At 70.3% G+C, this 12,756-nt stretch carries 14 protein-coding genes; 10 read left to right on the top strand and 4 right to left on the bottom strand.

All coding sequences use genetic code 11. The features are described 5' to 3' along the window. Positions 1–33 precede the first annotated feature (33 nt). Positions 34–648 (bottom strand): hypothetical protein, encoded by a 615-nt coding sequence (locus ESP51_RS07585; RefSeq protein ID WP_129520293.1) that lies wholly within the window; start codon positions 646–648, stop codon positions 34–36. Between the two features lie 348 nt (positions 649–996). On the opposite strand from ESP51_RS07585, the gene ESP51_RS07580 reads away from it, so the two are divergent. Both ESP51_RS07580 and ESP51_RS07575 read left to right on the top strand, forming a co-directional pair. Beyond that, positions 997–2,457, top strand: coding sequence for a DUF6421 family protein (locus tag ESP51_RS07580; RefSeq protein ID WP_129520292.1), 1,461 nt, complete (start codon positions 997–999; stop codon positions 2,455–2,457). Then, positions 2,450–3,121, top strand: a complete 672-nt coding sequence (locus ESP51_RS07575) for an SDR family NAD(P)-dependent oxidoreductase (RefSeq protein ID WP_129520291.1) — start codon at positions 2,450–2,452, stop codon at positions 3,119–3,121. Before ESP51_RS07580 ends, ESP51_RS07575 begins: the two co-directional genes overlap by 8 nt. A gap of 22 nt (positions 3,122–3,143) precedes the next feature. Here ESP51_RS07575 and ESP51_RS20575 read toward each other — a convergent pair whose 3' ends face one another. Further along, a complete protein-coding gene (locus tag ESP51_RS20575; protein WP_164990449.1) occupies positions 3,144–3,815 on the bottom strand; it encodes a hypothetical protein in 672 nt (223 codons plus the stop codon). A 120-nt stretch (positions 3,816–3,935) separates the two neighbouring features. After that, positions 3,936–5,267 (bottom strand): MFS transporter, encoded by a 1,332-nt coding sequence (locus ESP51_RS07565; RefSeq protein ID WP_129520290.1) that lies wholly within the window; start codon positions 5,265–5,267, stop codon positions 3,936–3,938. A gap of 152 nt (positions 5,268–5,419) precedes the next feature. Here ESP51_RS07565 and ESP51_RS07560 point away from each other — a divergent pair, with 152 nt between their 5' ends. From ESP51_RS07560 to ESP51_RS07525, 8 genes are all read left to right on the top strand, one after another. Then, a complete protein-coding gene (locus ESP51_RS07560; protein ID WP_129520289.1) occupies positions 5,420–5,815 on the top strand; it encodes a phage holin family protein in 396 nt (131 codons plus the stop codon). A gap of 84 nt (positions 5,816–5,899) precedes the next feature. After that, positions 5,900–7,327 carry an AAA family ATPase gene (locus ESP51_RS07555; protein WP_129520288.1) on the top strand — a complete coding sequence of 476 codons (1,428 nt, stop codon included), beginning with the start codon at positions 5,900–5,902 and terminating at the stop codon, positions 7,325–7,327. A gap of 106 nt (positions 7,328–7,433) precedes the next feature. Next, entirely contained in the window at positions 7,434–8,804 is a 1,371-nt protein-coding gene (locus tag ESP51_RS07550) for a sensor histidine kinase (RefSeq protein ID WP_129520287.1), read from the top strand. Then, positions 8,801–9,487 carry a response regulator gene (locus ESP51_RS07545; protein ID WP_129520286.1) on the top strand — a complete coding sequence of 229 codons (687 nt, stop codon included), beginning with the start codon at positions 8,801–8,803 and terminating at the stop codon, positions 9,485–9,487. Before ESP51_RS07550 ends, ESP51_RS07545 begins: the two co-directional genes overlap by 4 nt. Before the next feature lie 167 nt (positions 9,488–9,654). Then, complete coding sequence (locus tag ESP51_RS07540) at positions 9,655–9,897, top strand: DUF2510 domain-containing protein (RefSeq protein ID WP_129520285.1); 243 nt, start codon at positions 9,655–9,657, stop codon at positions 9,895–9,897. A gap of 29 nt (positions 9,898–9,926) precedes the next feature. Then, a complete protein-coding gene (locus ESP51_RS07535) occupies positions 9,927–10,268 on the top strand; it encodes an ArsR/SmtB family transcription factor (RefSeq protein ID WP_129520284.1) in 342 nt (113 codons plus the stop codon). Beyond that, complete coding sequence (locus ESP51_RS07530) at positions 10,261–10,728, top strand: SRPBCC family protein (protein WP_129520283.1); 468 nt, start codon at positions 10,261–10,263, stop codon at positions 10,726–10,728. Before ESP51_RS07535 ends, ESP51_RS07530 begins: the two co-directional genes overlap by 8 nt. Next, on the top strand, positions 10,728–11,306 hold the full coding sequence (locus ESP51_RS07525) for a dihydrofolate reductase family protein (protein ID WP_129520282.1): 579 nt from the start codon (positions 10,728–10,730) through the stop codon (positions 11,304–11,306). The genes ESP51_RS07530 and ESP51_RS07525 overlap by 1 nt, the downstream gene beginning before the upstream one ends. Here the strand turns inward: ESP51_RS07525 and ESP51_RS07520 are convergent. Then, positions 11,291–12,706 carry an MFS transporter gene (locus ESP51_RS07520; protein WP_129520319.1) on the bottom strand — a complete coding sequence of 472 codons (1,416 nt, stop codon included), beginning with the start codon at positions 12,704–12,706 and terminating at the stop codon, positions 11,291–11,293. The genes ESP51_RS07525 and ESP51_RS07520 overlap by 16 nt on opposite strands. Between the last annotated feature and the right edge of the window lie 50 nt (positions 12,707–12,756).

Below are 12,756 nucleotides of genomic sequence, written 5' to 3'. Positions count from 1 at the left end.
CCCGTCAGGGGGTCGGAGATTCCCGGTCGCCGGTCAGCGCGGGCCTCCGAGTGGCGACAGGTAGTCGTTCACCTCGATCGGCGCGCTGCCCTTCAATTCGCGCTTCTCCGCATCGCTGCGTGCCTCGGCGTATTCGCTGAGCCGCGCGCCCTGCATCTCTGCAGCGGTCACGCCGGCAGCTGCGTATGCCTCCGCGTACGCGGTGAGACGCCTGCCCTGCGTGTCGGCAGCACTCTCGGCGACCGGTGCGTTTCCCTTCAGCTCGCGCCTCGCTGCGTCGCTGAACGGCTGCTCGACCGTGGTCGGTGCGCTGCCCTTCAGCTCACGCCACACCTCGGCGCTGAACGGCTGCTCGACCGTGGTCGGTGCGCTGCCCTTCAGCTCACGGATCGCCTCGGCGCTGAACGGCTGCTCGACCGTGGTCGGCGCGCTGCCCTTCAGCTCACGGATGACCTCGGCGCTGAACGGCTGCGATGAGAAGTCGTCCTTCTCGATGACGTGGCCACGTGCGAGACCCATGGCCGCGGCGTTCTCCAACGGCTTGAGGTTGTCGTTCACCTGGCGCTCCACGGCCGCACCAGCGCAACCGCTCAGGAGTACTGCGAGCGACCCGATGAGGAGCACCGGTGCCGCTTTCCTTGTGTTCATGGTTCCATTCCTTTCGAGTGGGGATGCCCTGAAGGTATGCGCGCCGAGGGCACGCGGAATCCGGGGAGTCCCGGCCCTTGACCTCGGAATCTTCCTGAGGATTTCTCAGTGTCGATGCCGCGCGACCACTCCGAACGGAGCCTCCGCACCCTGAGAGCCCTCGCGCGGCGCGGGCGTTGCGCGGAGCGGCGAAGTCCGCCGCGAAAGCCTGCGTGCGCGCAAGAAGGCTGCACCGAGCCGCAACACATCGCGGGAAGCTTGCACCTAGCCTTGATGCAGGGCCGATCGGCCGCATCACCCACGCATCGCGCCGCACGCGCGGGCACGCAACCGGGAACGGAGGTTCACATGTCGAGCACCACCAGTGTCGACGCCATCATCGGCGAACCCGAGGTTCTCGAAGAGAAGATCACGGCGACGCAGCTCGCCCTCGCCGACGGCGTCGAGCACGACCCGGCATGGCTCCGCCTCAAGGAGTCGGCGACCGCACTGCAGCCGCTGCAGGCGAAAGACGGCTCGGTTCCCGACGAGGGCGACCGGTCCGCGGCATCCGACCTCGTCGACGCCATCGTCGAGTCGATCGAGGCGCTCGCGCCGCGGTTCCCGCACGAGGCGGCGTACCTCGCGGCATCCGTGCAGGACTTCCGGCGCTGGCAGGCCGGGGGCCTCGGCGTGCCCGACTTCCTCGACTCGCTCCAGGAGTTCCAGCCGCAACGGCATCGCATCGACGGCATCCGTCATCTCGTGGTCTTCCCCATGTACACGCAGAACGGGTCGACCGACCGGCACGTCGAGGCGCTCGTGGTCGAGACGATCTGGCCCGAGTTCATCGCCGCGCTCGAGGCGGGCGACTACTCGAACAAGCTGTTCGTGAGCCTGCGCTTCGTGGACTTCACGCCGGGATACGACACCAACTCGGCGGTGCTCTTCCCCGAGACCGTCGCGATGCGCGAGATTCCCGCGTTCACGTGGGGGGCGATCTTCCAGGATCGCGAGGCCGCGCGGTACCGTACCGTCGTGCGCGCGGCATCCGAGATCACGAAGCTCGACGTTCCCGACGACGCTGCGCGCCTGCTCGACGACCAGGAGCTCGCCGAGCGCACGTTCGTGATGTGGGACATCATCCACGACCGCACGCACATGCGTGGCGACCTGCCGTTCGACCCGTTCATGATCAAGCAGCGCATGCCGTTCTTCCTCTACTCGCTTGAAGAGCTGCGGTGCGACCTCACCGCGTTCCGCGAATCGGTGAAGATCACCCGGGCCCTGCGCGCCCGCGCCGCCGCGGGCGAGACACTCAGCGCGCTCGAGGGCGAGATGCTCGAGCACGCGACCCTCGTGCAGTACGCCGTGATCTTCGACCGGATCTTCCGGTTCGCGATCACGGGCTCGCGCGTGCGCAATTACGACGGACTCGGCGGGCAGCTGCTCTTCGCGTGGCTGCACCAGAAGGGCGTGCTCGAGTGGACGGATGTCTCGCTGAGCTTCGACTGGGACGCCGTGCCCGACGCCGTCGTGGCGCTCGGTGACGCGATCGACGAGCTGTACTGGAAATCGATCGACCGCCCGAAGACGGCGCACTGGCTCGCGGCGTACGAACTCGTGCGCAGCGTGCTCACGCCGAATCCGGCGTCGGTGTGGGCCTCCGGCCTGCCCCGCGAGGTGCTCGCCGGTCCGCCGAAGGGCTACACCGACCTCGTGATGGACGACGAGTTCCCGCTCTCGATGTTCTACGAGGCGCTCGACAAGAAGATGAAGCCGGTCATCGAGTCGACCGTCGGCATCACGGGATCGCGAGCCGATGACTGACGTGGGCGTGGCCGGTCGCACGGTGCTCGTCACCGGCGCGACCGGCGCGTCGGGCCGCATCGTCGTTCGCGCGCTCCTCGGCGCGGGCGCGCGAGTGGTCGCGGTCGGCAGCGATGACGGCCGCCTCGGCGCCCTCGAAGACGAGCTGCCCGGCGCCATCGGCGAGCACGCCGATCTCACCGACGGCGACGACGTGCTCGAGCTCGCGATGCGCGTGCACGCCAGGGTGGGCGACATCGACGGCATCATCCACCTCGTCGGCGGCTGGCGCGGCGGCGGTGGCATCCCGGGCCAGAGCGACGAGGACTACCGATTCCTCGAGCGCTCGTTCACCGCGCTGCGGCACGTGAGCCGGGCATTCTGGGACGACCTGCTCGCCTCCCACGCCGGTCGCATCGCGATCGTCTCCTCGACGACGGTCGCCGCTCCCACCGCGGGCGGGGCGAACTACGCCGCCGTCAAGGCCGCGAGCGAGTCGTGGATGCGGTCGCTCGCCCACGGCTTCACCACGGCCGGGGAGGGGGCCGGCGCGACGGCCGCGGCGGTCACGTTCCGCGTGCGCGCGCTCGCGGGGCTCGAAGACCGGCTCGCGACCTCCGTCGTCGACCTCTGGCAAGCGGATGCCGCGACGCTCAACGGAACCGTGACGGAGCTCACCGCCTGACCCGGGCGCTCGTCGCGACGGCTCAGCTCGGGCCGGCCGAAACGTGCACGGCGTAGCCCCAGCAGCCGGCGTCTTCCCAGCGGTAGTCGTCGCCCGTTCCGGTGTCGCCGTCGAGCGCGAGCTCCCACGCTGCGGCCTGGGCCTCGGTGAGGCCGGTGGGCATGCCGGGGTGGGTGCCGGTCGAATGGTCCGTGTTCCACCATTCCCACATGACATAGCCCTGGCCGGCGCCGGCCATGCAGTCGCGCACGAGCTGCTGGAACGCGCGCCATGCCTCCTGCTCGGCCGCGGACGGGGTCGCCTCGGGGGCGGCGCCGGGATCGGGAGTGCCGTCGAGATCGGGCGTCGGGGTCGGGGTCGGCGTGGGAGTGGGCGTCGGGGTCGGAGTGGGAGTCGGAGTCGGAGTGGGCGTCGGCGTCGGCGTCGGAGTCGGCTCGGGAGCCGGCGTCGGCTCGGGGCTCGGCGGTGCAGCGTCGTCGGAGTCCGCCTCGTCGACGGGCGCAGCCGGGTCGGGAGCGACCTCGCCGTCAGGGCCCTCGACGACGCCGAATCGGTCGGTCGCCACGGGAGCCGGCTGCACGTAGCGGGCGTCTTCACTGATCGGCGCGCCCGTCGTGGCTGCAGCGACGCCCATGAACACCGCGCCGATGAGCAGGGCCATCGCGGCGACGCTCGCCAGCATGACCTTTCGCACCGCGCACCCCCAGATCGCCCGCACCGCTCGGCCCCTCGGCCTTCCGGCGTGTCCGGTCATGTTACACGGTCCACCCGCGAACGGGGGGTGTCACGGTGACGCGGACGTGAACGGCGACGGTCAGGCGGATGACGCCGGCGGCGCCCCTGGGGCCGCATCGGCGTCATCGGATTCGGGCTCCGACGCGACGCCGGTCGAGACATCCGACGCCGATCCCTGCCGCCGGCTCGCGATCAGGAACGGCACCGCGATGAGGTCGATGAGCCCGCCGATCAGGAGTGATCCCGGGTAGCCGTAGACGTCGGCCGAGCGCCCGAGCACCGGCTGGATCACGACGCCGCCCGCGCTGCCGAGGAGCGAGTCGAACGAGAGCACCGTGGCCCGCTGGCTCGACGGGATCATGTCGTTCAGGTAGGCCTGCCGCACCGGGCCGGCTGCGGCGAACACGAGGCCCCACAGTGCGAGCAGCACGATCGCGACCCAGAAGCTGCGGTTCAGGCCCAGCACCACGAGGATCGTCGCGCTCGAGATGGTGGCGATGATGATCGTCGTGGTGCGCTTGCGGAACAACCGGCGCACGCTCGGCGCGAGCCATCCGCCTGCGATCTGCGCGCCGGCGACGATCGCGGCGGCGAGACCGGCGATCGAGTAGGCGCCCTCGTCTCCCCAGAGCTCGAGCAGGTACGGCTGCAGCGCGTAGAACACGTAGATGCCGACGCCGGCGCTGAAGCACGACGCGAGCATCACGTAGCGCACCGGCGGGTTGCCGAGCCCGTGCCTGACGGATGCCGTGAACACCTCGCGCGTCGCCCGCAGCGGGTGGGCCCGCCCGGCCGGCGTGAAGCCGAGGTCTCTCATGACGACCGCGGCGACGATGAACATCACGATGAGAATGCCCGCGCGCACGAGGAACGGCACCCCGAGGTCGGTCACCTGCGCGAGCACGCCGCCGAGCACCGAGCCGCCGAGCATGGCCGCCCCCGACGCCGCCTGGCCGCGCCCGAACACCTTCTCGAGGCTGCCGCGGTAGCCCGTCGCGTGCAGCGCGTCGACGAGCCACGCCTCGACCGCCCCCGAGAAGAACGTGAAGCCGAGTCCGAGCAGCACCGAGACGACCGCCCAGGCCCAGAACGGCGCCGACACGACCCACATCAGGTAGTAGAGGAAGGTCGTGACGGAGAGGGTCACGGTGCCGAGCAGGTACGACACGCGCCGGCCCCAGGTGTCGGCGACCACGCCGGTGGGCACCTCGAAGATCACCATGCCGACGGTGAAGAAGGCGTTGGCGGCGAAGGCCTCGAGATTCGTGAGGCCTGCATCGAGGAGGAACAGCGTGTTGATGCCCCAGATGAAGGATGCCGCGAGCGTGTTGCCGACGAGCAGCGTGAAGTAGATCGACTGCACGCGGCGGGCCGCCGGGTTGGGCGCGGCGGGCGCGGCGGACCGGCTCATGCGCTCCCCCGACGGCTCATGGATTCATCTTCCTCGACGCGGCGCCCCACGCCAAGAGGCGCGTACGCGCGGCGCTGCCATCGTTCGCGCGCATCACGCGAAGGCCGAGTGTTGCGCCCAACGGGCCGCACGGGCACCGATATTCTCCGGGCATGGTGCGCTTCCTGATCCGCGTGGCGATCTTCCTCGGCACCGCCGCCCTCGGACTCCTCGTCGCCTGGATCCTCCTTCCCGGCTTCGACATCGACTGGGCGGGCTTCCTCGTCGCCATGATCGTCTTCGCAATCGCCCAGTCGCTGCTCAGTCCCCTCGTCTCGAAGCTCGCCGCGCGGCACGCGCCGGCCGTGCTCGGCGGCGTCGGGCTCATCTCGACGTTCATCTCTCTCTTGCTCGCGACGGTCATCGCGAACGGGCTGCGCATCGACGGGCTGCTCACGTGGGTGCTCGCCACCGTCATCGTCTGGCTCGTCACTGCGCTCGGCACCTGGCTCCTGCCGCTGATCTTCCTGAAGGACCGCGCGCGGGAGCGACGCAGGGCGCGAGACTGAACCGAGCGGATGCCGCCCGACTGCGTCATCCGTCACCATACGTCGCGTTGGCAACGCCCTCGCACGACACCACTGGAGGTGCAGATGGACCGGGACACTGCGGCATTCGTCGAGACGTATCGCCGATTCCTGGGCGAGGTCGTCAACGCGCCACGGCCGGTCGCGTCCAAGCTGACACCGCTCGGCGAACTCGTCGCCGAGCACTTGGGCGCCGAGGTATCGAGCCTGCCGGTCCTCACCGAATCGATGCCCCCGCATCGTCTCGCCGATGCCGACATCGCCCTCGACGAGTTGAGCGACGCGGGCGACGGGCGACTCCTGGGCGTCGGTGGTGGGCAGCAGCGCGGCCATCACTCGTTCTCCGAACTGCTCGAGAACCCCCACGCGGCGTTCGACGCCGGACCCGTCGACTACCGGGCGGCCGCGACCGGACCGCACTCGGAGCGACGCACGGTGGCGTTCGGCCTTCGGCTGCTCCACCACGACGGGCGCCCTGTCGCCGTGCTGCAGCGGGCGAGCCCACCCGAACACGGCCGCGAGGACGCGCGCCTGGAGGTCATCGCGAGTGACCCAGCCAGCGGCGAGTCGTTCCTCGCGGAGGTGCGCCGCCTGATGCTCGAGCGCAGCGTGCTTCGCGGCCAGGTGCTCACGATCGGCGGCACCGAGTTCGGCCGCGGAACCGGCCAGATGACCTTCCTCGAGCGCCCCGAGGTTTCCGCCCACCGCATCGTGCTCGATGAGACGACGCTCGCCGGCATCGAGCGGCACGTCGTCGGCATCGGAGAGCACCGGGACGCCCTCGCGAAGGCCGGCCAGCATCTGAAAAGGGGACTTCTCCTCTACGGCCCGCCCGGCACCGGAAAGACCCTGACGGTCCGGCACCTGCTCGGGCGAACTGCCGGCACCACCGCGATCCTCCTCAACGGGCCGTCGATCCGCTTCATCACGATGGCCGCCGAGGTCGCCCGCGTCATGCAGCCGTCGATCGTCGTTCTCGAGGACGTCGACCTTGTCGCCAACGACCGCTCGATCTCGCCGTCGAGCCCGGTGCTGTTCATGATCCTCGACGCCCTCGACGGCCTCGAGGGCGACGCCGACGTCACGTTCATCCTCACGACGAACCGCGTCGAGGTGCTCGAACGGGCCCTCGCCGACCGGCCCGGCCGGATCGATCACGCAGCCGAGATCCCCATGCCCGATGGCGCGGCCCGCCGGCGCCTGTTCCGGCTGTACGCCGACGGCCTGCCACTCTCGAGTGAGGCACTCGACGCCGCGGCGGATGAGGCCGACGGCACCACCGGGTCGTTCGCGAAGGAGCTCATGCGTCGCACCGTGCTCGCCGCGGCATCCGAGGGACGCGATCCTGAGGACGGCGACCTGGCGCGCGCGCTCGGGGACCTGCTCTCCACGCGTGCCGAGCTCACGAGGAAGCTGCTCGTGGGTAGCGGCGACGCGCCCCCGCCGCAGGGGCATTCCGGCGGGAGCTTCGGCTTCGTCGGCACCGTTGGGTGACCTTCAGCCGCGGAGGAACATGTCCGTCGTCGTCCCGGCGCGCCGCGGCCGGATCTCCGCCGCGCGACGGATTCGCTGCGGCGACGCCCGCCGATACCGTTGGACCATGTCCGACACCGCCGCGCCCCCCGTCGTCGACGGGGTCGAGTGGGTGCGCCCTCGCCCGGATCGCGTGGGGCTCCGCCGCGACCTCGTGATCGCGCTCGTGCTCGCCGCGGGCACGGCCGGGAGTGTCGTGCTCTATCGCGCCACCGGCTTCGGCGAGGGCGCGCCGTGGTGGGGTTCGGCGCTCTGGGTCGTGGCAATGACGCTGCCGCTCGCCGTGCGGCGCCGCTGGCCCGAGGCCGTCGCGCTCGTGGCATCCGTCGCCTTCGTCGTGGGCGGGGTGACCGAGGTCGGCGAGCTGCTCTTCAGCAACATCTGCCTCTTCGTGGCGATCTACACGGTCGGCGCGTGGGGCAGGAGCCGCCGCGTCGCGACGGTCGTGCGAGCCGTGATCATCCTGGGCATGTTCACGTGGCTGTTCTGGAACCTCATCTTCTACTCGGCCGTGCAGGACTACCTGCCCGAGCTCTCGCGCGGCGGCGACGGGCCGCTCTCGCCGTACCTCGCCTACGGGCTCATCAATGTGATCACCAACCTGCTCTACTTCGGCGGAGCGTGGTACTTCGGCGACGCCGCCCACCGCTCGGCTCGAGCGCGGGCCGAGCTCGAGCAGCGCACCGGCGAGCTCGCCGCCGAGCGAGAGCGCACCCGCGCGCAGGCCGCCGCGCTCGAGCGGGTGCGCATCGCGCGCGAGCTGCACGATGTCGTCGCCCACCACGTGTCGGTCATCGGCGTGCAGGCGGGTGCCGCCCGCCGGGTGCTCGCGAAGGATCCGGATGCCGCCGCCACGTCGCTCTCGGCGATCGAGTCGAGCGCGCGCGAAGCGGTCGACGAGCTGCACGGGCTCCTCGGCACGCTGCGCGCCGACGCCGAGCCGGCGACCACGAGCACGAGCACTCGCGGCGTCGATCGCCTCGGCGAGCTCGTCGCCGAGTCCACTGCCAACGGGCTGCCGACGACGATCGCCGTCGTCGGCGACGAGCGACCCGCGTCGGCGCTCGTCGGCTTGAACGCGTACCGCATCGTGCAGGAGGCGCTCACGAATGCCCGCAAGCACGCGGGCGCCGGGGCCACCGCCGAAGTGCGAGTGCGGTGGTCGGAAGACGCCGTGGAGATCGAGGTCACGAACACCGGGGTCGTGACGCGGGCGACGGGCGGTGCTGTTGCCACCGCCTCTGGTGCCCCTGGTGGCGGTGGCAGTGCCGGTGCGGGTACCGGTGGCGGCGCGGGAGCCGGCGGACTCGGGCAGCTCGGCATGCGCGAGCGCGTCGCCGCCGTGGGCGGGGTGCTCGAGCTCGGGCCGCGGGCGCGAGGCGGTTACCTCGTGCGGGCGAGTTTCCCGCTGCGCCGCACGGCAGGGGCGGGCGCGTGAGCATCCGGGTGCTCGTCGTCGACGACCAGGCGCTCGTGCGCGGCGGCTTCCGCACGATCCTCGATTCGGAGGACGGCATCGAGGTGGTCGGCGAGGCCGCGACGGGCGACGAGGCGATCGCCGAGGTCGCGCGGCTCGCGCCCGATGTCGTGTGCATGGACGTGCAGATGCCCGGCATGGACGGGCTCGAGGCCACTCGCCGCATCACGGCCGACGCGGCATCCGCTGCCGCCGTGCTCGTGCTCACGACCTTCAACCGCGAGGACTACCTGTTCGCGGCACTCGAGGCCGGAGCGAGCGGGTTCCTGCTGAAGAACTCGAGCCCCGAGCACCTCATCGAGGCGGTGCAGGTGGTCGCCCGGGGCGATGCGCTGCTGTCGCCGGATGTCACGCGGCGGGTGATCGAGGCAGTGCGCCAAGACGCCAAGGATCCACGTCTCGAGACGGATGCTGCACCACCTGCCCAGCACGCGGCGCTCGCGAGCCTCACCGAGCGCGAACGGCAGGTGCTCGAGCTCCTCGCCGAGGGCATCTCGAACGCCGAGATCGCGGCGCGCATGTGGGTTGGCGAGGCGACGGTGAAGACGCACGTGTCGAAGGTGCTCATGAAGCTCGGCTTGCGCGACCGCGTGCACGCCGTCGTCTACGCCTACGAGCACGGCGTCGTGCGGCCGGCGGGCTGACGGGCGCTGTTCGTACTGTTCGTGCCGTTCGTGCCACCTCCACGTCCCGGCGTCCCGACGCGCTGTCACTTCCGATACGTCACCGCGAGTATCGTGCGATTTCGTCATGTGAGTTCTGCCTCACATGAGGCGGGGCTCACACGACGTTTCCTGACATACTCGACGCCATGCCCGACGCGCTGCCCCGACCCGTCACCGACGATGAGGTGGCCGAGCCTGGCTGGTACACCGATCCGGAGTCGCCTGACCTGTTGCGCTGGTGGGACGGCGAGGAGTGGTCGGAGACCGATTTCAAGGTCCCCGGCGACGATGGCTACCCCTGGTGGGACGGGAAGTCCCTCCGCAAGCGGTTCGGACCGTTCACGCGAGCGTCAAGGGTTGACGGCGCCGGCATCCCGAGTTATGTTTAAGGAAGTCCTTACATAAGGAGTTGCTTACCTTGGTTGATTCGCCCGATGAGCTCAGCCGGGTGTTCCAGGCGCTCGCCGATCCGACGCGTCGCGAGATCCTCTCGCGCCTCCGCGACGGGTCGATGACCGTCGGCGCACTCGCCGAGCCCTTCGCGATGAGCCGCCCCGCGATCTCGCAGCACCTCAAGGTGCTCGAGCGGGCAGGCCTCATCGAGCGCACCGCCTCGGCACAGTGGCGCACGTGCACCCTTCGCACCGAGCCGCTCGACGAGGCATCCGCCTGGGTCGATCGCCATCGCGGCGAATGGGCGGAGCGGTTCGACCTGCTCGATGAGCGACTCCGCGAACTGAAAGGGAAGACGGATGCCTGAGCAGACTGCCACGAGCGAGAAGCAGTTCACCATCACGCGGGTCTTCGACGCGCCCCGCGAAGCCATCTGGCGGGCATGGACCGATCCCGACGAGGCCGCCACGTGGTGGCACCCTCGAGGGGTCACCACTCCGCGCGAGTCGGTCGAGATCGACGTGCGCCCCGGAGGCCGCTACCGGTACACGATGATCGCACCCGACGGCACCGAGTACCCCACCGCAGGGGTCTACCGCGAGGTCGTCGAGCCCGAGCGACTCGTCTTCACGTGGGGCTCGCCCGACGATGCCGACGACGCGGCCCCGCTCATCACGGTGACCCTCGCCGACCTCGGCGGCCGAACGGAGATGACCTTCCACCTCCACGGCATCGCGGGCGTGCCCGGCGACGAGAACGTCTACGACGGCTGGAGCGAGGCGTTCGACGTGCTCGTCGAGCGGCTCGACGAAGGAGGGCAACGCTGATGGGCCGCCTCATCGTCGAGCAGGTGGTCACCGCCGACGGCTACGCGGCCGACCCCGAGGGTGGCATCGAGTTCTTCGAAGCGCTCGTGCGGCCCGGCGAGAACGGCGAGGTCGACCTCAACGACGCCGAGCAGCTCGACTACGTCTCGCAGGCCGACGCGATCCTCTTCGGCGCCACGACCTACCGCATGTTCGCCGACTACTGGCCGGAGGTCGACCCGAACGTCGAGCAGGTCGCGGAGCTCATCAACCGGCTGCCGAAGTTCGTGGTCTCGAACACGCTGACGGAAGCGCCGTGGGGCAGCGGCCGGATCGAGATCCTCCGCGGTGACGGCGCCGATGCGGCCGCTGCCCTGAAGGAGCGCTTCACGGCCGTCATCGTGTGGGGGAGCCTCACGCTCGCCGACGCGCTGCTTCGCGCGGGACTCGTCGACGAGCTGCACCTGCGCATCGTGCCGGTGCTCCTCGGCGACGGGCGCTCGTTCACCCCGGCCGACGTCGGCGACCGCCGGCTCGAGCTCGACCACGTCGAGGCGAGGCCGGGCGGCGTCGTCAGCCTCCGTTACCTCGTGCGCTGAGTCGACGCGGGGTCGGATGCCTCGGGCTCGCCCTCCGGCGCCCCCGGCTCGCCCTCCGGCTCCCCGGGCTCGCCCGCGGCATCCGTCTCGCCCTCCGGCTCCTCGGCGGGAGCGCCCTGGTACTCAGCCGACAGCAGCCGGTAGGAGCGCGTGCCGAACGCGACGAGGGCCATCGCGACCATGATGAGCCCGGAGAAGAAGAACACGAGCGCGATGCCGCGAGCGTCACCCTCGCCGAGCAGCCAGCCCCAGGTCGCTCGCCCGTCGGCGGAGTCCATGTAGGGGATGATCCAGAACTGCGCGATGGGGGCGATGAGGAACGCCGTGATCGGCGCGGCCGCCGCCTCGAACGCCTGCGCGAAGCCGAAGACGCGACCCTGGCGACGGAACGGCACGACCTTCTGGATGACCGTCTGCTCGGCCGCCTCGACCACCGGGATCAGCGTCATGTAGAGCCAGATGCCGAGCGCGTAGAGCAGCCACCACTCGCGGATCGTGAACAGCGCACCGAGCAACCCCATGATGACGACGACGAGCAGCATCGTGCGGATCGGGTTGCGACCCAGCCCCCATTTCGCGATCACGAGTCCACCGATGATGAACCCCGTCGCGGTGACGCCGAGCACGACACCCCACGCCTCGACCGGGAAGAGCGTCAGGCCGTACGGGTCCATCAGTGCGATGTAGACGCCGCCGATGAAGTTGTTGAACGTCGAGAACAGGATGAGGGCGAACAGTCCGGGCGCGGCCCGGATCGCGGAGATGCTGCCCTTCAGGTCGATCGGCGGCGGCCGCTCGCCGTCGGCCACCGGGTGGTCCTCGGGAATGCGCACGAAGAACAGGTGCACGAGCGCGACGAGGGTCGCCGCGATCGCGATCGCGAGGGTCCAGCCCATGCCGACGAAGCCGATCGCGAGCCCGCTGAACACGCTCGTGACGATGAACGCGAGCCCCTGCACCGTGCCGACCATGCCGTTCGCGTTCGCGTGCCGCTCCTCGGGCACGAGCAGGGTGACCGTGGTCGACAGCGCGATGTTGCGCATGTTCTCGACGACCGAGCCGAAGAGGATGATGCCGGAGAACAGCCAGAACCACGGCCTGCCCAGGTCGACGAGGGCCGACTCGGGCTGCAAGAGGTACAGGATCCCGGCCACGATGAACGCGCCGAGGGTGATCACGCTCGAGAGCACCATGACCCGGTGCTTGCGGTGGCGGTCGACGATCGTGCCGAAGAGGATCGAGAACACGGCGATGAGGAGCATGTACGCACCGCCGATGATGCCGGTCGCGAGCACCGAGCGGGTCTCGAGGTACACCCAGAACGTGAGCGCGAACCAGAGGAAGCTCGTCGTGACGTTCGCGATCATCGTGTTCGCGAGCACGTGCAGGAACATCCGCATGCCGCCCGGCGGAGGCGACACGGCGGCAGACGACGTGGGGGTCGACGTTG

Source organism: Agromyces albus, from assembly GCF_004134825.1.
GTDB classification, from domain to species: Bacteria; Actinomycetota; Actinomycetes; order Actinomycetales; family Microbacteriaceae; genus Agromyces; species Agromyces albus.
This window is presented reverse-complemented; position numbering and strand designations above follow the sequence as displayed.

Excerpts from the sequence above, each read along its gene's own strand:
- ESP51_RS07585 (WP_129520293.1), bottom strand. The coding sequence starts at position 648 with ATGAACACAAGGAAAGCGGCACCGGTGCTCCTCATCGGGTCGCTCGCA.
- ESP51_RS07580 (WP_129520292.1), top strand. The coding sequence starts at position 997 with ATGTCGAGCACCACCAGTGTCGACGCCATCATCGGCGAACCCGAGGTT.
- ESP51_RS07575 (WP_129520291.1), top strand. The coding sequence starts at position 2,450 with ATGACTGACGTGGGCGTGGCCGGTCGCACGGTGCTCGTCACCGGCGCG.
- ESP51_RS07565 (WP_129520290.1), bottom strand. The coding sequence starts at position 5,267 with ATGAGCCGGTCCGCCGCGCCCGCCGCGCCCAACCCGGCGGCCCGCCGC.
- ESP51_RS07560 (WP_129520289.1), top strand. The coding sequence starts at position 5,420 with ATGGTGCGCTTCCTGATCCGCGTGGCGATCTTCCTCGGCACCGCCGCC.
- ESP51_RS07555 (WP_129520288.1), top strand. The coding sequence starts at position 5,900 with ATGGACCGGGACACTGCGGCATTCGTCGAGACGTATCGCCGATTCCTG.
- ESP51_RS07550 (WP_129520287.1), top strand. The coding sequence starts at position 7,434 with ATGTCCGACACCGCCGCGCCCCCCGTCGTCGACGGGGTCGAGTGGGTG.
- ESP51_RS07540 (WP_129520285.1), top strand. The coding sequence starts at position 9,655 with ATGCCCGACGCGCTGCCCCGACCCGTCACCGACGATGAGGTGGCCGAG.
- ESP51_RS07530 (WP_129520283.1), top strand. The coding sequence starts at position 10,261 with ATGCCTGAGCAGACTGCCACGAGCGAGAAGCAGTTCACCATCACGCGG.
- ESP51_RS07525 (WP_129520282.1), top strand. The coding sequence starts at position 10,728 with ATGGGCCGCCTCATCGTCGAGCAGGTGGTCACCGCCGACGGCTACGCG.
- ESP51_RS07520 (WP_129520319.1), bottom strand. The coding sequence starts at position 12,706 with ATGCGGATGTTCCTGCACGTGCTCGCGAACACGATGATCGCGAACGTC.